At 64.8% G+C, this 24,914-nt stretch carries 5 protein-coding genes; 4 read left to right on the top strand and 1 reads right to left on the bottom strand.

All coding sequences use genetic code 11. The features are described 5' to 3' along the window. From PLD_RS12550 to PLD_RS12560, 3 genes are all read left to right on the top strand, one after another. Entirely contained in the window at nt 1-1,410 is a 1,410-nt protein-coding gene (locus PLD_RS12550; RefSeq protein WP_159893014.1) for a cytochrome P450, read from the top strand. 67 nt (nt 1,411-1,477) lie between these two features. Continuing rightward, nucleotides 1,478-13,972, top strand: coding sequence for an SDR family NAD(P)-dependent oxidoreductase (locus PLD_RS12555; RefSeq protein ID WP_159893016.1), 12,495 nt, complete (start codon nt 1,478-1,480; stop codon nt 13,970-13,972). An 80-nt stretch (nt 13,973-14,052) separates the two neighbouring features. Beyond that, nucleotides 14,053-21,744 carry a type I polyketide synthase gene (locus tag PLD_RS12560; RefSeq protein ID WP_159893018.1) on the top strand — a complete coding sequence of 2,564 codons (7,692 nt, stop codon included), beginning with the start codon at nt 14,053-14,055 and terminating at the stop codon, nt 21,742-21,744. Nucleotides 21,745-21,781: 37 nt separating this feature from the next. Here the strand turns inward: PLD_RS12560 and PLD_RS12565 are convergent, their stop codons facing one another. After that, nucleotides 21,782-22,648 carry a class I SAM-dependent methyltransferase gene (locus tag PLD_RS12565; protein WP_159893020.1) on the bottom strand — a complete coding sequence of 289 codons (867 nt, stop codon included), beginning with the start codon at nt 22,646-22,648 and terminating at the stop codon, nt 21,782-21,784. Between the two features lie 212 nt (nt 22,649-22,860). Here PLD_RS12565 and fabD point away from each other — a divergent pair, with 212 nt between their 5' ends. After that, on the top strand, nt 22,861-24,858 hold the full coding sequence (fabD, locus tag PLD_RS12570) for an ACP S-malonyltransferase (protein ID WP_159893022.1): 1,998 nt from the start codon (nt 22,861-22,863) through the stop codon (nt 24,856-24,858). The last annotated feature ends 56 nt before the right edge of the window (nt 24,859-24,914 follow it).

Below are 24,914 nucleotides of genomic sequence, written 5' to 3' on the forward strand. Positions count from 1 at the left end.
ATGAACCATATTCAAGAAGCCACCAGTGGCACGCCGAGCGAGGCGGGTGCTGGCCAGCCCGCAGCCCCGTCAGCCCCTGTGACTGCCGGCAAGGTGAAGATCAAGGACGGCTTCCCGGTGATGCCCGGGAAAATTCCCTTGCTCGGCCATGTGCACAAGATCGGCAAGGACGCGCTCGGTGAGCTGCGCCAGGCCGAGGCGGTCTGCGGGCCGATCTTCTGGACCTATTTCGGCAGCCAACTGCCGGTGTTGCAGATCATGGACGAGGCGGGGCTGGCGATCCTGCAGAACAAGTACACCGACAATTCGTTCCTGCGTGAGCAGATGCCGGTGATCACCGGTGAGGCCATGAACGCGTTTGACGGCCCGCGCCATCGCAATGCGCGGCGCGCCAGCACCGATGCCTTTACGCCCAAGGGACTGACCCGCGCGCAGGTTGGCCAATTTGTCGTGGAAACCATCGATCAGCGGCTCAAGCACTGGACCGGCGAGAGCAAACTGGCGATTTTCCCCCAGACCAAGGACATCGCCCTGGAAGTGGTGTTCCGGATCCTCGGCATCCAGACCCATGAGCTGGCGCTGTGGCGTCACCAGTACGAAGAGTTCTTCCTTGGCATGATCCCGCTGAAGGTCAACCTGCCCGGGTTCCCTGCCTGGCGCTGTCGCAAGGCACGGGGTTGGCTGGAGCAGCGGGTGGCGCGGATTGTTGCCACTACCCGGGCCAACAATGATCACGACAGCCTGGTCGGGGCGATGATCTTCGGCCGCGATGATCACGGCAATGGCATGTCCGAGGTGGAACTGGTGCACAACATCCTTGGGCTGGGGTTTGCCGGCTCGGAAACCACGGCGGCGGTGATGGCCTGGTCAATGTTGATGCTGTCGCAGCATCCGCTGGTCTGGCAGCAACTGTGTGAACAGGTCGCCGGCCTTGAATGCCTGCCCTATACCCACGAGGAACTGGTCGGCCAGGTGCCGCTGGCCGAAGCGATATTCCGCGAAACCATGCGCCTTTATCCACCGGCACCCTTTGAGATGCGCAAGGTGCACACTGAGTTCGAACTGATGGGCCGGAGGATCCCCGCCGGGGTGATGGCCGGGGTCAGCCTGCTGCATGTTTCGCGCAATCCCGAGCGTTACCCCGATCCCGACCGCTGGAAGCCGGAGCGCTGGCTCGGGCTGGATCGGGCGCTCAACCAGGTGGAAACCTGCCAGTTCGGTGGCGGCCCCCATGCGTGCCTCGGGCGGCATGTCGCGGCCCTGGAAATCACCCTGTTCATTGCGATGCTGGCTCGGGAGCTAGGACCCAAGGGCATTGCCCCGCGCCTGGTGGGCAAGATGCCGCCGCCGGCCTACCTGCCATTCCTGCGTCCCTCGAACAAGGCTTTCCTCGACCTGAGTGGCGGCTGAGCAGGCCAGGGCGCACATCGTTATCAGGCATTGCACGGATTATCAGAACCAGGGATTGGAGAGAGCAGTGGACAGTGAAATCAGGGTTCTGCACCGCAAGATACAACGTCAGCAAATCAGCGTCGAAGACGCGGCCCTGGAGTTCGAGAGGCTCAGGGCCGGTGCTCGCCACGAGGCCACGCCGCGCCTGGTTCAACTGCCTGCGGCAAGCGCTGAACTGATCGCCGCGGCTGTCTATCACTACGATGAGCCCTGTCTGCGCGATCATCAATTCAATCACCAGCAGATCCTGCTGGGGCTGACCTACGCCAGCCTGGCACTGGAGCATGGCCTGGGCCAGCTCGGCGACGACGAAGCCCTGCGGTTGAACAAGCTGACCTTCGCCACACCGATCGCCGTGGCCTCAGGCGAGCAGGTTGAGGTGGCGATCCGTGCCCGTGAACCTGCCGGGCAGGGATTCGAGGCGGTGTGCCGGCGCGCCCCGCTGGCGCCTTGGCAGGTCGCGGCCAGTGGCGAGTTGATGGTGGTCGGTGGCCAGCATCAGCAAGCCGTGCCGGCCGAGCTCATGGCCGGCATGACGAGGGTGGACCTGGCAGCGATCTACCGGATCAGCGCGCAGATGCACATTGGCCAGAGCTACCGGACCCTGCAAGCGCTGCACCAGTTGCCGGATGGCAATCAGGCGCTGTCAAAGGTGGCGCTCGGCGAGGCGGTCCGCGCGGACTCACGCCACTATGGCTTGCATCCGTTGCTGATCAACAGCGCGTTTCTGAGCGTCATCCCGTTGCTTGCCGGGGAGCAACTGGCCAGCCCTTACATTCCCCTGGGAATCAGGTCGCTGACCCTGTATCGGCGCCAGGCTCCGGCCAGCGGCTGGATTCACGTCCATCTGCTCAAGCACTCCGGCGAGCTGGTGCTGTTTGATGCGCAGCTCTACGCCGACGACGGTGTGCTGGTTGCTCAATTCAACGGCTGCTCGTTGAAGCGCCTGCGCGATGCTCGCCTGGTTGAAGGCGAGGCAGCGCGCGTCAGCGAGAGCTGCGGCAGCGCTGGGGCGATCGAGGACTATCTGCTGGCACAGTTGCAGGCCCTCGGCGCCCCTCAGGTGGAAAAAAAACACCGCCAGCGCAACCTGATGGACCTGGGGCTGGAGTCCCTGCAACTGGTCCATCTGGCTGAACGGATTGCCAGCGCAAGCGCCATCGAGCTGGAACCCACGGTGTTTTTTGAGTACCCGAGCATCGCCGAGCTGGCGGGGTTTCTCTGGCAGCACCATCGCACCGCGTTCATCCGGGTGCTGGATGGGCAGGGCATGACACCTGAGGCGCCAGTGCTGATTGAGCCAGGCACTGCCAGTGAGCCTGGCGCCATCGCTCACCGGGGCGAGGCGCCGCAGGCGGAGATCGCGATCATCGGCATGCAAGGCCGGTTCGGCGAGGCTGGCGACCTGGAGCAGTTCTGGCAGAACATCTGGGAGGACCGGGAACTGATCACGCAGGTGCCGGCGGATCATTGGGACATCGTCCCCTGGTTCGATGCCGACCCCGAGGCCAAGGACAAGACCTATTCCAGATGGGGCAGTTTCATCCGCGACGTCGACAAGTTCGACGCCGGCTTCTTTCACCTGTCGCGCCGCGAAGCCCAGTGGATGGACCCGCAGGTCCGGTTGCTGCTCCAGAGCGCCTACACCTGCGCCGAGGACGCGGGGCTGATCCAGCGCTTGCGTGGCAGTGACACCGGGGTGTTCATCGGTTCTTGCTTCAACGAGTACCTCGACAAGATCAGCGAACTCGGCCTGCCGATGGACCCCTACATCGCCACCGGCAGTGGGACCATCGCCGCCAACCGCATCTCGTTCTGCTTCGACCTCAAAGGGCCGAGCCTGATGTTCAACACCGCCTGCTCCTCGTCGCTGGTGGCCCTGCACGCGGCCTGTACGGCCTTGCGCAACGGCGAGTGCGCGATGGCCTTTGTCGGTGGAAGCAATCTGCTGCTGTCGTCCTGGCACTACCGCTATTTCTCGGCGATCCGGGCGCTGTCGCCGACGGGGCGTTGCCACACCTTCGACGCCCGCGCCGATGGTTATGTGCCAGGGGAGTGCGTTGCGACGCTGTTGCTCAAGCCCTTGTCGCGGGCCCTGGCCGATGGCGATCCGATCCACGGGGTGATCAAGGGCTCGGCGGCGCTGCATGGCGGCTACACGCCGTCGTTGACGGCGCCGAGCGTGGCGGGAGAGGAGAACGTCATCCTGCATGCCTGGCGGAACGCCGGGATCGATCCTCGGACCCTGGGCTACATCGAGGCCCACGGCACCGGCACCCGGCTCGGCGACCCGATCGAGATCAATGCGCTCAAACGAGCCTTTGCGCGCTATACCGATGACCGCGGGTTTTGCTCCATCGGCTCGGTCAAGGCCAACATCGGCCATGCCGAGGGCGCGGCCGGCATCGCCGGGGTGCTCAAAGTGCTGCAACAGATGAAACACCGCAAGCTACCGGCCCTGGGCCACTTCAGCCAGTGCAACAGTCATATCAAGCTTGAAGACTCGCCGCTGCTGATCGACACCCAGGGCCGCGACTGGCCGGAGCAGGCTACGCCAAGGCGCGCCGGGGTCAGTTCATTCGGCTTTTCCGGCACCAACGCCCATGCGGTGCTGGAGGAATACCGCGAGCAACGCCTGTTCGCCAGCCATCAGGGGCAGAGGGTGCTGGTGCCCTTGTCCGCGCGGACTGAGCAGAGCCTGCAAGCGCAGGTCGCAGGCCTGCTGGAACACCTGAAGCGGCACGCCCCAGATCTGGCCGCCCTGGCCTACACCCTGCAGATCGGGCGCGAGGCGATGGCCAGCCGGGCGGTTTTCACCGTTGACAGTCTTGAACAATTGCAGCGCCAGTTGCACGACTGGCTAGCCGGCGCGCGCGATGCCGACCTTGGCGTCGCCCACTTGAACGTCGAGCAGGCCCTGGCCGCGGCGGACCTGCAGCAACTGGCCGCGTTGTGGCTGGCGGGGGCAGGCGAGGAACAGGGCATCGACTGGGCGCGCCTGTATGGCGCGGGCCCTGTACCGGCACGAATCAGCCTGCCGGGGTATGCCTTCGCCAGGGAACGGCACTGGCTGGAAGCGCCGGCGGCCAGCGCGTCATCCCCGGCGTTGGCGAGCGCACCCGTGGCCGCCGAATCCACATTGCTGACCTTTACCGAGCAATGGCAGGAGGCCGAGGAACCACAGCCGGGTGCCCCGATGGCGCGGGTGATCTGTCTGCTGGGCGATCTTCAACTGCGCGAGCAATTGGCCGTGGAGCTGCGCACCCTGAGTCCGCACGCCGAGCTGATCTTCGTGGCCGCCGATACGGCCAACCGCCGTGACGCGGATGGCCATTACCGGGTAGCGGCCCACGACTCACAGCAACTGCAGGCAGGCCTGCAGCAGCTGCTGCAGGGCCAGGGCCGCTGTCGGCTGCTGTATGTGTGGGGCATGGATGATCGACGCTGGATCAGCGACAGCCGCCCGATAGTGGCCTTGCTCAAGGCCATCGCCGCCAGTGAGGCGCCTGTCGAGCGTTTGCTGTTGGCGGGCCGCGCCGACGACGCCCTTGAGCGCTGTCACCTTGAGTCGTGGATAGGGATCGAGCGCTCTCTCGGCGCGGTGTTGGCGTGCCCCATCGAGGTGGCGATCGACGTGCCCCGCGGTGACGCCGATGAGCAACGCTGGCTACGCCGCTTGTGCCTGCAACTGGGCAGCGAGCCGGCGGGCAGCCGCTTGTACCAGGACACGACCGCCTTGCGGCCGGTCTTGATCCCGGTGCGCGTTGCGCCGGCCATCGAGCCCCTGGCGCTGGACCAGATCGACACCCTGTTGATCACCGGCGGCCTCGGCGGATTGGGGCTGCTGCTGGCGGGCGAGCTGTCGAACCGGGCCAGGCACCGCAGTCGCGGGCAGCTGCGGCTGATCCTCAACGGTCGCTCGCCGCTGTCGGCGGTCATGCAGGCACGCATCGACAGCCTGAGCCATGAGCATTGCCGGGTGTTCCATGTACAGGCCGACTGCGCGGACCCTCAGGCGCTGACGCTGGCACTGGCCGCGGTGCTGGCGCAGAGCGGGCCGATCCAGGGCCTGATCCACGCCGCCGGCATCAAGGCTGCTGGCGGTGTATTGGACAGCTCGGACGAACAATACGAGGCGGTGCTCAAGGCCAAGGTCCGGAGCACCCAGGTACTGGATGAAGTGCTGGCCGCCCAGCCGCTGACCCTGATCTGCCACTTTTCCTCGAGTTCGGCGTTGCTGGGCGATATGGGCGCGTGCAGTTATGCCCAGGCCAACCGCTTCCAGCAGGCCTATGCGCGTTACATCCAGGCCGGCCGCATCCGGCGGGCAGTGGCTATCAATTGGCCGTTATGGCGTGACGGCGGCATGGCGGTGGGCGAGCAGGCCTCGACCGGGTTCTACCTCAAGTCCAGCGGCCAGCGGATGCTGGAAAGTGCTGAAGGGCTGGCAGTGCTGCAACAGATTGTCAGCAGTGACCTCGACCAGGTGCTGGTGCTGGCGGGACAGCCGGCACGGCTGCAGCAGACCGTGGCCGGGATCAACGATCCGGCGCCCAGGGCCCGGGGCGCCGCACTGCTCCCCACTGCGACGCGCAACCCGGCGCAGAGCCGCCCCGAGCTCAAGGGGCTGGACCTGGCGCAGTCGCTGTTGTGGGACCTGCGGGACCTGGCGAGCCGGCCGCTCAATGCCGAGCCGCATACCCTGGGCGAGGAGGCCAACCTGGCCGACTTCGGTTTCGACTCCATCAGCCTGGCGGAGTACGCCGGGCTGCTGAACCGGCACTTTGCTCTGAAACTGACCCCGGAGGTGTTTTTCAGCCACTCGACCCTGGCAAAACTCGTCGTGCATTTGTTGGGGCAACACCGGGAGGCCATCGAAGCCTGTTATGGCCGCGCCGCGACAAACACGCTTGAGCCGGCGTCCATGCCCGCGCCATTGCCGCTCGCGGCCATTGCCCCGCCCGCGGACCTGGACAGCGAGGCCATCGCCATCATCGGCATCAGTGGGCGCTTTCCCGGGGCCCGCAACCCAGACGAACTCTGGCAGGTACTGGTTGAGGGCCGTGATCAGGTGGGCGAGATCCCTGCGCAGCGCTTCGACTGGCGCGAGCATTACGGCGACCCTCGGGAGAACCCCGCCAAGACCCGCTGTATCTGGATGGGCAGCGTGCCGGGAATCGATGAGTTCGATCCGCTGTTTTTCGAAATCTCGCCTCGCGAGGCGAAGTCCCTCGATCCCCGGCAGCGGCTGCTGTTGCAGGAGGCTTGGAACGTCCTGGAATACGCCGGCATTGGTCCGCGTCACCTTGAAACACAACGGGTCGGCATGTTCGTCGGCGTCGAGGAGGGCGATTTCCAACGGCTGGCCGGCGAAGAGAGCCTGACCTCCAGCCACAACGGCATTCTGGCGTCGCGGCTGGCGTACTTTCTGAACCTCACCGGGCCGACCATGGCGATCAACACGGCCTGTTCGTCGGCATTGGTGGCGCTGCATCAGGCAGCATCGAGCCTGCGTAACCGGGAGTGCGAGATGGCCATTGCGGCCGGGGTCAACCTGGTTTTCTCGCCGGACGCCTTTATCGGCATGACCCAGGCCGGGATGCTGTCGCCGGATGGCAAGTGCTTCACCTTCGATCACCGCGCCAACGGCATGGTCCCGGGCGAGGCGGTGTGCTGCGTGCTGCTCAAGCCGCTGGCCCGTGCCGAGGCCGACGGCGAGCGGATCCTTGGCGTGCTGCGCGCCAGTGGCCTCAACTACGACGGCAAGACCAACGGCATCACGGCGCCCAGCGGCGTTTCTCAGCAGCGGTTGCTAGAGGACGTCTATCGCCGCGCGGGGATCGATACCCAGGCCGTGGATTACATCGTTACCCATGGCACCGGCACCCAGTTGGGCGATCCGGTGGAGATCAACGCGCTCAACCAGGCGTTTTGCGGCAATACGCCGGGCCATTGCGCGCTGACCTCGACCAAGACCAATCTGGGCCATACCTTTGCCGCTTCGGGCCTGGTCAGCGTCATCAGCCTGTTGCAGGCGCTGCGCCATGAAACCATTCCGGCCAGCCTGCACTGCGAGCAGGAAAACGACTATATCCAGTGGCAGCAGAGTCCGTTCTACGTCAACAAGGCCAACAAGGCCTGGCCCCAGGCCGGTCGTGAGCGCGAGCGGATCGGTGCGGTGAGTGCCTTCGGCATGAGTGGCACCAATGCTCACGTCGTGTTGCAAAGCTACAGCCGCTCGCCGGATTGCACCGTGTTCCGGCGGCCCAGCTACCTGCTGGTGCTTTCGGCCAAGACCCCCGAGGCCCTGCAGGAAAAGGTCGCACAGTTGAACGCGGCGTTGGCGCAGGACGGTTACCGGGATGAGCAGTTGCCGTCGATCAGCCACACCCTGCTCGAAGGTCGGCATCATTTTCGCTATCGCCTGGCCTGGGTGGCCGCCGACCTTGAGGAGGCGCGCTACAGCCTGCAGCGTTATCTGGCCGGGGAGAAGCGTCCCAACCTGTTTGGTGGCGAGGTCGATCGCGAGTTTGCCCCGCGCAAGACCGTCACCCGCTATATCCATCAGTTGCTGGACGACAGCCTCAACGCCGCGGCAGACGAGCTCCGCGAGCTGTTGTCGGGGCTTGCGGACTGTTATCGACAAGGCTACGAAATTGACGGTCGCCGCCTGTTTGCTGCGCCGCCGCCGCGGCTGTCGCTGCCGGGTTATCCCTTTGCCCGCGAGTGCTATTGGCCTGAACCCCGCCCGCGCTCGGGCCCGGCCGAGGCCAGCCGGGGCAGGGGGCGTCTGCACCCGCTGCTGCAGGACAATGTTTCAACCCTGGCGCGCCAGTGTTTTGTCAGCCGCTTCGACGGTCGGGAAACTTTCCTGGCCGATCACCGAATTGGCGATCAGTTGATTTTTCCGGGGGTCGCCTACCTTGAAATGGCCCGTGAGGCGATTGTCAGGGCCAGCGAACGGCCACCGCAGCAGGTCACACTGCGCAACATGGTCTGGCTGCGGCCCCTGGTGTTTGCGGTCGCTGCTGAGCCGCGCGAGGTCGAGCTGTACTGTGAGTTGACGGTGCAGGCCGGCGACAGCCTGTCTTTCAGGATCTACAGCCTCGATGGCACGCTTGAGCAACTGCACGCCCAGGGTGACGCGCTGTTGGCAAGCGTTGCGACTCCCGCGTCGCCAGCGCTCGATCTGGCGGCCTGGGAGGCCGACTGCAACCTCGGCGAGCGCAGCCACGACGCCTTGTACCGTGACTTTCAGAGCATGGGCATGCACTACGGCAACACCTTCCGCGCTGCCGGGCACATCCGCATAGGGCGCCAGCGGGTGCTCGGCCAGTTGTCGGGCACTGCGCTTGATCCGCAGTTGGAAGGCCTGTGGTTGCCCCCGGGAGTGCTCGACAGCGCGCTGCACATTGCCGCCTCGCTGGGCGCCGGGTCATCGGGGGCAGGCCAGCCGGCACTGCCTTTTGCCATGGACAGCCTGCGTCTGTACGGCTCGCTCGAACAGGCGCTGCGCCTTGGATCGCTGACGGTGCTGGCGAGCCGCCGCGAGGCGCAGGCGCTCGAGAAAATCGACCTGCAGATCTGCAATCACGCCGGCGAATGCCTGCTGCAACTGGAGGGTTTCAGCGCGCGCAGGACCCGCGCCGAACCGCCGTCGGACCCGGCCCAAGCCAAGGAACAGGAACAGCCGTCTGGCGAGGCGCTTGGGCGGTTGATCCGTACCCCTTTCTGGCAGCCCCTTGAGCGTCCCGGTGAAGCGCTGCCGGCCGAGGTCCGGCCACACCTGCTACTGCTTGGGCTGCCAGACACGGTGGTGGATCAGTTGCAACGCCAGTTCGGCGAGCACGTCAGCGTCTTGCCCGGGGCCCCGGGCGCGACGGGGGCGGCGGTCTACCAGGCGGCGGCGCTGGCGTTGCTGCAGTGCCTGCAGCAACACGGCGCCAAGGCGGGCCACTATGTGCATCTGTATGTTGCCCAAGGCCAGGATGACCTGCGCTTGAGCGCGCTGGATGCGCTGTTGCAAACCGCGATGATTGAAGATTGCCAGTTGAAAGCCCGGCTGGTCGCTGTGGACCCCGACATGGGCGACGCGGCACTGAGCCGGGTGATTGCCGAGCAGAGCCGCTTGCACTGCAATCACCAGGTGCGGGTGTTTGCCAGCGGCAGTCTGTACGCCCGCCAATGGCGTGAGCTGGCCACGCAAACGCCGGCGCAGGATGAGCCCACGCCCTTTCGCGATGGCGGCGTCTATGGCATCACTGGCGGTGCCGGCGGCCTTGGCCTGCTCTTCGCTGAGCAGATCGCCAGCAGTTGTCGCCATCCGCGGCTGTACCTGGTGGGGCGCTCGGTTCTGAGCGCGTCTGTGCAACAGCAGCTTGAACGATTGCAGGCACTGGGGGCCGAGGTTCACTACCAGTCGCTGGATGTCAGCGATGCCGTGGCGGTCAGGCAGTGGATTGATCGGATCTACGCCGACCAGGGCGCCTTGCATGGGGTGATCCATGGCGCCGGGGTGATCCGCGACAGCCTGATCATGCATAAGTCCGCCAGCGACTTCGAGCAGGTACTGGCGGCGAAAGTGGCGGGTATCGAGGCGCTGGACCAGGCCATCGGCGAGCGGGCGCTGGATTTTCTGCTGTGCTGTTCATCCCAGGCGGCGCTGGGCAACCTGGGGCAGGCGGATTACGCCTGCGCCAATGCCTACATGGATGCCTGCATGCACTACCGGCAGAACCTGAGCGCCGATGGCCGGCGCAAGGGGCGCTCGCTGAGCATCAACTGGCCGTTGTGGCGCGACGGCGGCATGCGCCTGGCGCCGGTCATCGAGCAGCAGATGCGCGAACAGTTCGGCATTGTGCCAATGCCGCGGGAGGAGGGGCTCGCCAGCCTGCGCCAGCTGTTGACGCAGTCGGTCAGCGCCCAGGCCTGGGTGGTGTATGGCCAGGCATCGCGGCTGACGACCCTCGGTCAAGCGCTGCCCACCTCGCCGCACTCTGCGGCCAGCCCCCCCGCGCAACCGCCCAGGAGCACGGCGGCGCTTGACGCCAGCGAGCTGCGGGAACGCATCGAGGCCTTTGTCACAAAGGTGATCGCCAAGGTGACCCAGCTTGACCCGGGGAAAATTCATCCGGCAGAAAAATTCGAGGCCTATGGCTTTGATTCGATCATGGCGGTGGGAGTGACCCATGAGCTGGAAAAGCACCTGGGTTCGCTGCCCAAGACCCTGCTTTTCGAGCACGTCAATATTGCCGGCATGGTCGATCATTTCGCGGTGAGGTATCGCGACCAGTTTGCCGCGTTGTTTGGCGCCGAAGATCAGCCGGCGGCCGCACCTATTGCTGCGGCGCATGCAAGCCAGCCCCCGGTAGCACCGGCATTCGAGCGCTTTGCCGGCCACGGTCCGGCGTTGCCCGGCCGCGACCCCGGGGCAGCCGAGCCGCTGGAGGACGCTGACCTGGCGCAGCATGTGGCGGTGATTGGCCTGGGCGGTTATTACCCCGGTGCAGACAACATGGACCAGCTTTGGCAGAACCTGGCCAATGGCGTCGATTGCATGAGCGAGTTTCCCGAGGAGCGCTGGGACCATCGCAAGCTCTACTACAAGAACCGTGAGGTGCTGGGCAAGACCACCTGCATCAACGGTTCGTTCATCAAGGACGTGGACAAATTCGACTACAGCTATTTCAAGATGCCCAAGGTCTATGCCGATCACATGTCGCCGGAAGTCAGGCTGTTTCTCCAGGTGGCGGTGCATACCTTCGAGGACGCCGGCTACTCCAGGGAAACCCTGCAAAGCCGCTATGGCGGCAATGTCGGGGTGTTGCTGGGCGCCATGACCAACGACTACCACTACTACGGTTTCGAGCACAATCTGTCCGGCGGCTCGATCGCTTCCGGGTCGGGCATGGCGACCATCCCGATGACGGTGTCCTATTTCTACGGCCTGACCGGCCCCAGCCTGTTCATCGACACCATGTGTTCGTCGTCCTCGACCTGCATCCACACCGCCTTCCAGATGCTCAGGCATGACGAGACCCGGATGGTGCTGGCCGGCGGCCTGAACCTGATGTACCACCCGTACACGGCGGTCAATACGTCCCAGGGCAACTTCACCTCGATCACCTCAGAGTCGGTCAACAGCTACGGGGTGGGCGCGGACGGCACAGTGATCGGTGAAGGCGTGGGGGCGGTGTTGCTCAAGCGCCTGGACCGGGCGATTGCCGACCGGGACCAGATCTACGGGGTGATCAAGGGCTCGGCGATCACCAACGCCGGCGAGCGCAACGGTTTCAACGTACCCAACCCCGACCTGCAGACCCTGGCGATCCGCCAGGCGATGGCGCAGGCCAAGGTGCATCCGTCGTCGATTTCCTACGTTGAAGGCCATGGCTCGGGCACGCGGCTGGGGGATCCGATCGAGGTGCTGGGGCTCACCAACGCTTTTGCCCAGGACACCGACGACAAGCAGTTCTGCCACCTGGGGTCGATCAAGTCGAACATCGGTCATCTACTGGCCGCGTCGGGTGTTGCCGGCTTGACCAAAACCCTGTTGCAGCTCAAGCATCGGCAGATCGCGCCGTCGATCCATTCCGGCCTGCTCAACCAGGATATCGACTTCGCCGCCACGCCCTTCATGGTGCCCCAGCAGTTGCAGGAGTGGCATCGACCCCAGCGGCTGATCAACGGAGAACCGCAGCAGTTTCCTCGCCGGGCGGGGCTGACCTCGATTGCCGCGGGCGGGATGAACGCGCACCTGATCGTCGAGGAATACCCGGAGCCGGTGGACCGCGCCGGGCAGATCGACGATGAGCGGCTGGCGTTCGTGTTCTCGGTGCACAAGCTGGCGGTGCTGATGGACAACCTGAGCCGCTTCAGGGACTGGCTGGCCAGCACTGAGGCTTCCCTGGCGCAGATCGCCCATACGTTGCAGGTTGGCAAGAACAACCTGCGTAACCGCCTGGTCATCCGCTGCGCCAGCCGGCAGGCGCTGCTGGCGGCGCTGGGGGCCTGTATCGACGGGCGCTATGACGGTGTGGCGTTCTACCGTTTCCAGGAGACCGATGCCGCACGACTGCCGGACACCGACCCCGGCGACCCGTTGACGCTGCGGCTGAGCCAATGGCTGAACGGTGACCACCAGGTCGACTGGGCCGGCCTGTATGACCAGCAGCCCCAACGGATCAGCTTGCCGGTCTACGGTTTCGAAAAGAGTCGTTGCTGGTACACCGAGCCGGGCTATGAGTCGGCGATCCTCAATCCGCTGATGTTCACCGGCAAACTGCATCCGCTGGTGGGGAAGAGCGGCTCGACACTCCAGCCTGGCGCGCTGTTTCGCACTGACTTCATCAAGGCCCAACTGCTCGACTACGTTTACCAGGTCGAAGGCCGGCAGCGCCTGAGTGCCTTCAACTTTGCCGATGTGGCGCTGGCGATGCCAGCGCTGGTGTCACGGTTTGACGGTTGCCCGTTGGCGGTGTCCTGCGCGTTCGAGCACTTCATCGACGACTGGGGCAGCGTCGCGGCGTTGGAGTACCGTGTGCTGGAAATCGACGACGAGCAATTGGAGCTGGAATTCGATGTCCGTCGCCAAGACGAGGCGTCGCTCAACCTGGGGTTCGCGCTGATCAACCCGTTGACCGGCAACGAGCCGGTGCTGGCGCAGTCGTTGCTGGACGCGGCCAGCGAGTTGTTCAACCGCCAGCCAGCGTCCGCTGGTGGCCTGGCGCACGCCGTCGATGCCCATCAGCGGCTGGTGCAGGCCGGTTATGACTTTGCGCCCTACCTGGAGGCCGAGGGCGATGGGTTCATCGGCCATAGCGGTTTGCTGCTGGAGGGCCGTCCGCCAGTCAATCGGCATAATCACCATGCGCGCAACCTTCAACTGACGCCTTACCTGGCGACCACCATCGACAAGGCGCTGTACCTGTTGCTGGATGAGCTGGGGCTGCCACAAGGCCGGGTCATCGTGCGCAATATCGAGCAACTGTGCTGCTACCAGCAGCCGGCCGGGAGCTTCTCGGTGATCCTCACGCAGATCAGCCTGGACGGCGATGAACTGTCGGCCTGCGTGCTGGTGCTCGATCAACAGGCGCAGATCTGCGTCAAGGCCGACCGGGTCAGCCTGCATCTGAGCGAGCAAGCATTGGCGAATATCCGTCGCGATCACCCTTGGTTGGCAACCGGCGTTGGTGCGCGGGACATGGCGCTTGCCGGGCCCTTGCCGGAGCCCTCGGTGGCGGCTCTCGGCAGTGGCTCGCCAGAGCCGGGCAAGGATGACGAACCCGATCTGGGGCGGCGGATTCTGGCCTTCATCCAACACGAACTGCAGCACAAGCTGGGGTTTACAGCGCAGGAGATCGGCGAGTCGGCCCAGGTCCATGACCTGGGGCTGGATTCGATCATGGTGGTGCAACTGACGGACAGCGTGAATAAACGCTTCGGCACGCGTCTGATGCCTGATCTGTTTTATGAAAAGCAGCAACTGGGCGAGCTGGCGGCAAAACTGCAAGCCGTCTGAAGGCGATTCAATGGATCTGAAGAAGTGGCCCGGCAGGCAGTGTCGCCGGGTAAACCAGGACGGTAAGGGCATTCGGCACAATGAACAGCACAACCTCGAACGATGCAAATGACATTCGCCTGCCCAACCAGCGGCCGGCCCCGCAAGGCCAGAGCGCGACCCCGCAACGGGCCCGGCGGCAGATTGGCGCCGGGGCGGCAAGCACCGCCGACCCGCGGCCACCAACCAGCAGGGTCGCGATCATCGGTTTCTCCGGGCGGTTTCCCGGCGCCGATACCCCCGAGCAACTCTGGCAGTTGCTGAGGGAGGAGCGCTCGCACATCGGCGAGTTGCCGTATTGGGACCTGCCGGGCATTGCCGAACGCCGTCACCTGCGCGAGGCATTCGCCTGCCCCGGCGGATTTATCAACCAGCCGATGGCCTTCGACGCCGACTTCTTCAGAATATCGGCCCGTGAGGCCGAGGCCATGGATCCTCAGCATCGTCTGGTGCTGGAGCAGACCTGGTCGGCTTTCGAACACGCCGGCCTGTGCCCGCAAAGCCTGCGTGGCAGCAATACCGGGGTGTTTATCGGCATTTCATCCGCCGACTACAACGGCCTGCTGGCCCGTTCGGAGGCCGGCGCTCACGACGCCACGGGCAACGCTCACTCGATCATAGCCAACCGGATTTCCTACCTGTTCGACTTCCATGGCCCCAGCGCGCCCATCGATACCGCTTGCTCCAGCTCACTGGTGGCGGTGCACCGGGCGGCGCAGTCGATCCTCAACGGTGATTGCACGGTGGCCGTCGCCGGCGGGGTCAACCTGTGTTTTGAGCCGATGGTGTTCATCGGTGCGTTCAAGGCCGGGATGCTCAGCCCGACAGGGCGCTGCAAGGCCTTTGCCGCCGATGCCGATGGCTATGTGCGGGGCGAAGGCGTCGGGGTGCTGATCCTCAAGGACTATCGGCAGGCATTGGCCGACGGCGACAACATTGTCGCGACGATTATCGGGTCGGCGGAAAACCACGGAGGTCATGCCAACTCGCTGACTGCCCCCAACCCCAGGGCCCAGGCCGACCTGATCAAGCAGGCCTGTCGGGGCATCGACATCAACAGCATCGGCTACATCGAAGTCCATGGCACCGGCACGCGCCTGGGTGATCCGATCGAGATCAGCGGACTCAAGCAGGCCTTTGCCGAACTGGGGGCCAGCGGTGAACAGCGTTGTTACCTCGGCTCGGTGAAAACCAACATCGGTCACCTCGAATCCGCCGCCGGCATCGCCGGGATGATCAAGACCCTGCTGGTGCTGCAACAGGGTTACCTGCCCAAAAGCCTGCACAGCGAGCAGCTCAATCCTTATATCGATCTGGCCGCAAGCCCGTTCGAGGTGTTGCAGGCGGGGCGTGAGTGGCCGCAGTCGGCGGACAGCCTGGGCAGGCCTCTGCCGCGCCGGGCAGGTGTCAGTTCGTTCGGCTTTGGCGGGACCAATGCTCACGTGGTGCTGGAGGCGGTCGAGCCAGGCCCTGGCGTGGCGGGGCCCGGCTGGGCGGCAAGGCTCTTTCCACTCTCGGCCAGAACCCCCGAGGCGTTGCGGGCGCGGGTCGAGCAGTTGCTCGAAGTTGTGCAACAACAGCCTTGTCTGGCCCTGGCCGATCTGGCTGTCAGCTTGCAGTTGGGCCGTGAAGCGATGGAGTGCCGGTTGGCGATTGCCGCGCACAGCCGGGAAAGCCTGCTGAGCCAACTGCAGGATGCGCTGGGGCGCCACGTGGCCGAGAACCACCAACCTGTCGTCGGGGGCGCCGCGGATCAGGTGCTCCAGGCCCTGCAACAACAGGACGGCGACACCTTGCTGGCGTTGTGGCGCCAGGGCGCGGCGGTGGATTGGCAGGCGCTTTATCCAAGCGCCCGTCCACGGCGAATGGCGCTGCCGAGCTATCCGTTCAGTCGCCAGTCTTACTGGATCAGCCAGGCCCCGGGGGGCGCACGGGGGGACGAGTCGTGGTTGCATCCGTTGGTGCAACGCAACACCTCGGATTTTGCCGGGCAACGTTTCAACAGCCGGTTTGACGGCAGCGAAGATTTCTTTGCCCAGCATCAGGTCCAGGGGCTGAAGGTCCTGCCTGGAGTGGCTTACCTGGAAATGGCCAGGGCGGCCCTTGAACTGTCGTTGGCCGATGAGCGCAGGGTGGTTCGCTTGAACAACATTGCCTGGCGGCAACCGATGCGCCATGACGGCGGCGAGTTGGCAATCGATATCGAACTGGTGGAGCAGGAGTCGGGCGCAATGGGCTTCGAGGTCCTCGGCGCGACCACCCAGGGGCCCAGCTACTGTACCGGCGTGGGGGTGCTCGGGAGCGCCGAGCCCCTGGCCCCTATCGACCTGCCGGGCATTGCCGCCGCCACCACGCAGCTGCGGCTGGAGCCGGCGCAGTGCTACACGATCTTTGCCGGCATGGGGCTGGACTACGGCGAGCCGTTTCGTCGGCTCAGCGCGCTGCAAGCGGGTAACGGCCAGGTGCTGGCCAAGTTGATGCCGGCGCAGGTCAGCGCTGGGTGCACCGAGCCATTGCGCCTGGTTCCCGGCCTGCTCGACTCGGCGTTGCAGGCGGCCCTGGGCCTGGCCATGCTGGAGCCGCTCAAGCCGGGTCAGGAGCGGCAGACCCTGGTGCCCTTTGCCTTGGACAGCATGATCCTGGGCGATTTGGAACTGCTCAAGCAGCCCTGCCATGCCTGGGTGCGTCATGGCGCCGGTCACCTGCAGGGGCGCGTCAACACGCTGGACGTGGACATTTGTGACGACCAGGGCCACGTGGCCCTGCGTCTAGAGGGATTTGCCTCGCGAGCGCTGGAACCGGCAGCCCGCTCCACCTTGACGATGACGCCGGTCTGGCGCGACCAGGCGCTCGGCGCCAGGGCCCGGCCGGACTGCGCCCGACAGCTGATCCTGTTGGCCGGCGATCAGCCGGTGGCGCTGGGCGAGTTGACCGATCGCTGCCGGGCATTGGCCGGGGCGGGCCGGCAGATCGACATCCAGCGGCTGCCCGCGGTCGCGGATGACCCGAGTGTCGCGCTGCCTTCCCTGGCCGGGTGGCTGATTTGCCTGTTGCAGGACGGCCCGACGGATTGCTTGGTGCAACTGCTCCTGACTGACCTTGAACACCACAGGTCGTTGCACGCGCCGCTATTCGCCTCGCTGCGGGCACTGCTGAAAACGGCCAGCAACGAAGGGTTGATCGCCGCGGCCCAGTCGATCGAGGTCACTGCCAGCCTTGCACCGTCGTTGCTGGCGCCGCTGCTGATCGACAACAGCCGCGAGGAGGATGAGCAGGTTCGTTACCAGGACGCTGATCGGCGCCAGGTGGCGTCCTGGCGCGAGTCCTCGCCGGCGGACGCCGGCGTCGCGCCGTGGCGCGCCGGCGGGGTTTACCTGCTGACCGGCGGAACGGGCGGCTTGGGCTTGCTGCTGGCCGAAAGCATTGCCCGGCAGGTGCATGGCGTCAGGCTGATCCTGGCCAGTCGTTCGGCTGGCCAGCCTTCAGCCGAGATCCGTGAGCGAATCGCCGCGATCCAGGCGCTGGGCGCCGAGGTACGGCTTGAGGCGCTGGACATCGCCGAGCGGGCCGCTGTCGATGGGCTGATTGCCCGGTGCGAGCAGACGCTGGGCACCATCAACGGGATCTTCCACTGCGCCGGGGTTACCCGCGACAGCCTGCTCAAGCACAAGAGCGCGACCGATCTGGCGGCCGTGCTGGCGCCCAAGGTCGCAGGCGCGTTGAACCTCGATCGGGCCAGCGCGCACCTGGCGCTGGACTGCTTCGTGCTGTTCTCGTCGGTGAGCGCGCTGATCGGCAATCCCGGGCAGGGCGACTATGCCCTGGCCAACGGGTTCCTCGACGAGTGGGCCGGCTGGCGCAACCGTGAGGTCCAGGCGGGCCGTCGCCATGGCCGGACACTGGCGATCAATTGGCCGTTGTGGCGCAACGGCGGGATGCAGATCGATGCCCAGCGCGAGCAGCGGATGATCGCAGAGACCGGTATTCACCCCATGAGTGACAGTACCGGCCTGGAGCTGCTGCGTCGGGTGCTGGCGGATCCCGATGGGGCTGAACGCTGGATGGTTGTGGAAGGCGATGCCGCCAGGATCAAGGCGTTTATTGCTGGGCAATGGCATGAGCCGGTGGCGCAGATGTTCGATCAGCCCCCAGCGATCGAGCCGACTGCGGCGTCGATGGCCCGAGCGCCAGTGGCGCCGCCGCTGATGCACGGCACGGACAGCGACCTGAGCACGCGGGCCATCGGCCATTTCAAGCAACTGTTGTCCCGGACGCTCAAGCGGCCAGTGGAGAGGATCGACAGCGACAGCTCCTTCGAGCGCTACGGGGTCGACTCGATCATGCTCACCGAGCTGACCGACCAGTTGCAGCGTACCTTTGGTTCACTGCCCAATACCCTGTTGTACGAGTACCAGACGGTGCGCGAGCTGAGCGAGTATTTCATCAAGCAGCAGCCCGAGACGATGCGCCAGTTGCTGGTGGGTGAGTCGGCCAACCGCAGTGCCCCCGGCGAAACAGCCGCGCCGCCAGCCTCGGTCGAAGCGTCGCGGTCGCGGCGCAAACAGCGCCGGTCCCATGACACTGGCGCACCTGCAACCGGTCAAAGTCGCGATCTGGCGATCATCGGCCTCAGCGGCCGCTACCCCGGCGCCGAAGACCTGGAAACGTTCTGGCGCAAGCTCGCCAGCGGTGAAGACCTGATCAGCGAGGTGCCTTCGCAGCGTTGGGATCATCAAGCCTATTTCGACGAACAACGTGAGCGTTTTGACAAGACCTACTGCAAGTGGGGCGGTTTTCTCGACGGTGTCGAGGACTTCGATCCGCTGTTTTTCAATCTCTCGCCCCGAGAAGCGGAGATCATCAACCCCAACGACCGGCTGTTCCTGGAAACCTGCTGGAACCTGCTGGAAAGCGCCGGGATCACCCGGGATCGGTTGAAACAGCACTACCGCCAGCAGGTCGGGGTGTTTGTCGGGGTGATGTACCAGCAGTACCAGGCGTTCGAGTCGGACCTGGTCAGGGAAGCGCTGGTGTCGGTGACGTCCTACAGCGCGATTGCCAACCGTGTGTCCTATTTCTTTGATTTCCAGGGGCCGAGCCTGGCGATCGACACCATGTGTTCCTCGTCGATTTCGGCGATCCACGCCGCCGGCGAGGCGCTGCGCAATGGCGATTGTCGATTGGCGATCGCCGGTGGCGTCAACCTGACCCTGCACCCGAAGAAATACATCGGCCTGAGTGTTGGCCAGGTGCTCGGCAGCCATGCCGACAGCCGCAGCTTTGCCGCTGGCGACGGCTATCTGCCGGCGGAGGGGGTGGGCGCGGTGTTGCTCAAGACCCTGGCCGACGCCGAGCGCGACGGTGACCCGATCCTGGCGGTGATCAAGTCGACGGCCACCAATCACGGCGGTCACACCCACGGGTTCTCGGTGCCCAGTGCCAAGTTGCAAGCGACGTTGATCGACAGCAACTTCAAACGCGCGGGAATCGATCCGCGCACCGTCAGTTATGTCGAGTCGGCGGCCAATGGTTCGGCGATGGGCGACGCGATCGAGTTCAGCGCGCTGAGTCGGATCTTCAGCGAGGCGGGGGCGGCCAATCAGTCCTGTGCCATTGGTTCGGTCAAATCGAACATCGGTCATGCCGAGGCGGCTTCAGGCATGTCGCAGCTCAGCAAGCTGGTCCTGCAACTGCAGCACCAACAGCTGGTTCCCTCGTTATTGCTCGGTGCGCTGAACCCCAAGCTGGACTTTGAGCATTCGCCGTTCGTGCTGCAGCGCACCCTGGCCGACTGGCCCCAGCCGGTGGTCGAGATCGACGGGGTGCGGCAAACCGTTCCTCGCCGGGCCACCCTCAGTGCGTTCGGTGCCGGGGGCTCCAACGCCCACCTGATCATCGAGGAATACCCGAGAAAACCCCCGGCCGAAGTCGCGCCGCCAGAAGAGGGCGCCCTGTATATCGTGCCGCTCTCGGCCAACAGCCGTGGTTCGCTGCACCAGGCGGTGGCCAGACTGGCACGGCATCTGGATGGCCATCCAGGCCTGCGGCTCAAGGATCTGGCCCATACCCTGCAAACCGGCCGCGAAGCGATGTCGCTGAGGCTGGCGCTGCGGGTGCGCAGTTGCGCGGAACTGCGCACCGTGCTGGCCGGGATCCTGCGCCTGCTGGACCAGGGTGAAGCCTTCAGCGCCTTGGAAACGCTCGATTTACCGCTGGCCTTCGGCGATATCGAGGAGGTGCCGGCGGCGCTGGCCAGCCTGTTGTCCGGCCCAGGAGCCGCTGCGCTGGGTGACGGCCTGATTGCCGCCGATGATCGCCAGCAACTGGCGCTGCTCTGGACCCAGGGCGGTCAGGTTGCCTGGGAGCGTATCGCCCAGGACCGTGATGCAACCTTGATTGCCTTGCCCACTTATGGCTTTGACAAGAAACGCTACTGGCTGGAACAGCCAGGCACTCCCCGGGCCTTGCCTGCCGAGAGCATGGCCGCCCATCCGGCCAGCCCCGCAGTTGCCAGCGCGCACGAGAGCGCCGCCGAGCAGGGCCTGGGTTTGCTGGCCGATCTGCTGGGCATGCAGCCCCAGGAGTTGTCGCCGGCCAAGCCGCTCAGCGCCTATGGCGCCGATTCCATCGTGATGCTGCAGTGGGCGATGCAGGTGCAAGCGCAGATCGACCCCGGACTGACGCTGGCGCAGATCCAGCAGTGCCTGACCTTGGGCGATGCGCTCAAACTGCTGAGCCGACGGGGCAGGCCGGGCGCTTTCAAGGCGCCGGCGCTGCCCTCGGAAATCATCGACCTGTTGACCGGCTCGACCACGCGCTTTCCCGAGTTGCAACGGCTCAATCAGGTGCAGCCAGGCCGGCCGGTGTTCTGGTTTCACGGAGCCCTGGGCGGCAGCGAGATTTACCAGGAACTGGCCCAGCACATTCCGCGATCGTTCTTCGGGCTCCAGGCCAGAGGCTGGATGACCGATCGCGCACCCTTGCACGGGATCCAGGCGATGGCCGCCTACTACGTCCAGGTGATCCAGTCGGTGCAGCATCAGGGGCCCTATGACCTGGGGGGCTATTCATTGGGCGGCATGCTGGCTTATGAGGTGACCCGCCAGTTGCAGGAACTCGGGGAAAGCGTCGCGACCCTGGTGATGCTGGACTCGCCGGACGTGACCGGTGAGCGCACCGCCCGCCTGACGGACAAGACCCGCTCGTTGCAGACGGTCAACATGGCCTTGCAGATGACCATCAGCCAGACCCCGGAGCGGTTTGCCGAAGTGTTGATCCACCGGGACCAGGTCGACCTGGCGTTGCCGCCGGCAGAGTATCTGCACCAACTGACGGCCTTGGCGCGCCAGCGCGGCCTGAAGACCAGCGACGAACGTTTGCAGCAACTGATGGCGCAGGTGACGCAGATCCAGCAGGCGTATCAGGTGGAGCATTACCGGATCCAGCCGCTGCCCAGGGCCGGGGACGTCGCCTGCTATTACTTTCGCAATGCCGGCGGCTTGTGGATGGGCGAACTGGAGCCCTATTTTTCCACCGACAGCCAGGAGTTCGCGGCCTTCAACCACGCCGACTACTGGCAGGAGTGGCAGCGGCAACTGCCCAACTTCGAGTTGATCGAGGTGGCTTCGGCCAACCACATGACGTTGTTGACCCAGCCGGAGGTGTTCAGGGTGATCGCGCAGTTCTGTGCGTCGCTGTATGCCCCGACGCAGGTGGAGAATGCCGTTGGATAATCGCCCCGGCGGCTTCTCCACCTGCGGCCCGACTCGGCTAGGCGGCTTTGCTCAGGCGCCAGAACTTGTACGCCAAGTGGCCGTTGCGGTAGGCCTTGATGCCACTGTCGTCGAAGAAGTGAAACATGGTGTCGAACGCGTGATACACCTCGGGCGGCAGCGAATCGCTGTGTTGCTTCTTCTCGTCTACCAGGCTTTTGAGCAGGTGCTTGAGATGACCTTGCTCGCTTTCAAAAGCCCTGATCACGCCTTGGGAGATGTCGACATGGTCCTCCACGCGAAAACCTGCGTGGTGAATCATGGCCTGGTGCTGGTCGAGCACGTTGCTGAAGAAATCCACGCCAATGCTATCGCGCTCGGAGAGGGCACGGGTGTTGGCGCCTTTCATGGTGTCAGCATAAAAAAAACGACCTCCCTGCCTCAGCACCCGGCGCACTTCTTCACCGAACTTGTTCAGGTCGGGGTAGCAGTGGGACGACTCGATATTGATGACGACGTCGAATGCCTCATCGGCAAAGGGCAAGGCCATGGCATCGCCGCCCACGAACGACAGGCCATCGAGACGGTGCACTCGCTCGCACAACTCGATATGGGCCGGGCAGAAATCCAAGCCGGTCACCGAGGCCGCGTCGGTGTAGCGGGCCAGGTAAGAGCAATTGCCACCGCGTCCCGAGCCGATTTCAAGGACCTTCAGGCCGCGCAGGTCCGCATCGCCCAACAGGGTGCGGATCAGGTTCGTCGAGCATTTCTGTTCAAGGTCTTCAGCGCTGAGCCAGTCGAAACGGCTGTCTTCTGCCAGGTAGCCGTAGTTCAGGAAGGTCAGGCGTTTATCGGGAAACATGCGGGTCATCATGTCGTACCACTGACTGATCGGCGATACGGTTTCTTGTGCTTGCGTGGTCATGCCTACTTCCTTGTCAAAAAAAACTGCGGGGTGGATGTGGCGCTGTGCTCCGGCCAACCGCGCCGTTTGCCTGGCGCCCGTCCGTTGGCCCAAGGAGGATAGCGGGCCGCGCAAAAGGCCTCGGAGATTTTTTTATCGGTGTCGCAGGCCGGTTCTGATCGGCTCCTATACTGCGATCCCTAACGCCAGCCATTCATTTCAGGACGAAATATATGCCGTATCTTTTTCAGGGACAGACGTCTTGCGTGGTCTTCATGTTTCCCGGGCAGGGCTGCCAGTTCTATCAGATGGGTCGGGAGCTGTATCAGAACAACTCGGTATTTCAGCGCTGGATGAATGCGCTCGACACCCAGATCCACGCCGAACTGGGGCAGTCGCTTATTGCCCAGATCTACCACGCCGACAATCCGCGCTCCAAGCTGTTCGACGATATCCGCCTGAGCCACCCGGCGATCTTCATGATCGAGTACGCCTTGGGCAAAACCCTGATCGAGCAGCGGATCGTTCCCGATTACCTGCTGGGCACCAGCCTCGGCGAGCTGGCCGCTGCGGCATTGGCCGAAGTGCTTTCGCTGCCTGAGGCGATCCGCCTCGTGGTAGCCCAGGGGCAGTTGTTCCACTCGCAGCCGTCAGCGGCCGAAGAAGGGGCCATGCTGGCGATCCTTGGCGATGAGGCGCTCTACCAGCAGACGCCGGTGCTGCGCGAACAGTGTGATCTTGCGGCGTACAACGCGCCTTCGCTGATGGTCGTCGCCGGACGCGCCAGCTCGATCGTCGAGGCTGAACGTTACCTCAGCGCACAGGATGTGGTGTTTCAGCGCCTGCCGGTCAAGCAGGCTTTTCACTCCCGCCAGGTCGATGCGCTCAAACCGCAAGTCGATGCACTGACCGGCCTGATCGATTGGCAAACGGCGCAGGTGCCGCTGATCTCCTGCTCCAGCACCCAGACCCTGAAGCAACTTGGCGGCGACCATTTCTGGCAGACCCTGCGTCAGCCGATTCGCTTTTCCCAGACCTTGGCGCGGATTGAGCGAGAAGCCGCCGCGCGGGGTGAATCAATGATCTACCTGGACCTGGGACCCAGCGGCACGCTGGCCAACCTGGTCAAGCAGAATATCCGTGACCGCGCCTTGCCGGCGATTTTTCCCGTGCTCAGCCCGTTCGGCCGCGACCTGGAAAAGTTCGACGAGGTGCTGACCCTGGGGCGTGCCTTGCAGCCGCTGTCCGCATCCCCGGCCCAGGCCGCTCCGGCAGTGTCGAGGCCGATACCGGCTGCGGTGCAACCGCCGCCGTTGTCGGTCCAGTTGCCACCGCGCCTGGTGCAGCGTCCCGTGGCGTCGGCTTCCGTCGGGCCAAAGCGCGTTTATGTGTTTCCGGGCCAGGGTTCGCAGCGCCTGGGCATGGGCGCCGCGTTGTTCGAGCAGTTCCCCGAGTACCTGGCCGAGGCGGACAGGATTCTCGGCTATTCATTGAAGACCCTGTGCCTGGAAGATCCCGATCAGCAACTGTCCAATACCCGGTTCACCCAGCCGGCGCTTTACACCGTCAGTGCGCTGGCGTTCCTCAGCAAACAGCAGGCGGACCCGCGCAAGCCGGACTTCCTGGCCGGTCACAGCCTGGGCGAGTACTGCGCGTTGTTTGCCGCCGGTGGGTTTTCCTTCGAGACCGGGCTGAAGCTGGTGAAAAAACGCGGTGAGCTGATGGCACAAGCCACCGGCGGCAGCATGGCGGCCGTGATCGGTCGCAGTCCCGACCAAGTCAATGCGTTGCTGGCCCGCCACGGACTCGGCGCACTGGACGTGGCCAACTACAACTCGCCCTCCCAGGTGGTGCTCGCAGGCCCCGTCGAGGCACTCAGCGAGGCGCGGGAGATTTTCCAGGCAATGGACATCACCTTCGTCGCACTGCCGGTCAGCGCGCCTTTTCATTCGCGCTACATGCACAGCGCGATGGAGGCGTTTGGCGAGTACCTCGCCACCTTCGACTATGCGCCGCTGCAGACCCCGGTGATCGCCAACATACACGCCGAGCCGTACCGCGATGCTGATCTGGTGGGCAACCTGACCCGCCAGATCTGCGGATCGGTGCGCTGGCTCGACACCGTGCAATACCTGATGCGCCAGGGCGAGTTCGAGTTCGAGGAACTCGGACCGGGCGAGGTGCTGACCAAGCTGGTCAATAGCGTGCGCAATACCGCCGCCTTTTCGTGACCCGCAGTGCGCCCCGCAGGGCGTTCGGCCGAGGGCCGAGAGCTGCCGAGGGCACT

Origin of the sequence: Pseudomonas sp. LD120 (assembly GCF_009861525.1) — a bacterium.
In the GTDB taxonomy this organism is placed as follows: Bacteria; Pseudomonadota; Gammaproteobacteria; order Pseudomonadales; family Pseudomonadaceae; genus Aquipseudomonas.

Coding starts and splice junctions, on each gene's coding strand:
- PLD_RS12550 (WP_159893014.1), top strand. CDS start 1: ATGAACCATATTCAAGAAGCCACCAGTGGCACGCCGAGCGAGGCGGGT.
- PLD_RS12560 (WP_159893018.1), top strand. CDS start 14,053: ATGAACAGCACAACCTCGAACGATGCAAATGACATTCGCCTGCCCAAC.
- PLD_RS12565 (WP_159893020.1), bottom strand. CDS start 22,648: ATGACCACGCAAGCACAAGAAACCGTATCGCCGATCAGTCAGTGGTAC.
- fabD (WP_159893022.1), top strand. CDS start 22,861: ATGCCGTATCTTTTTCAGGGACAGACGTCTTGCGTGGTCTTCATGTTT.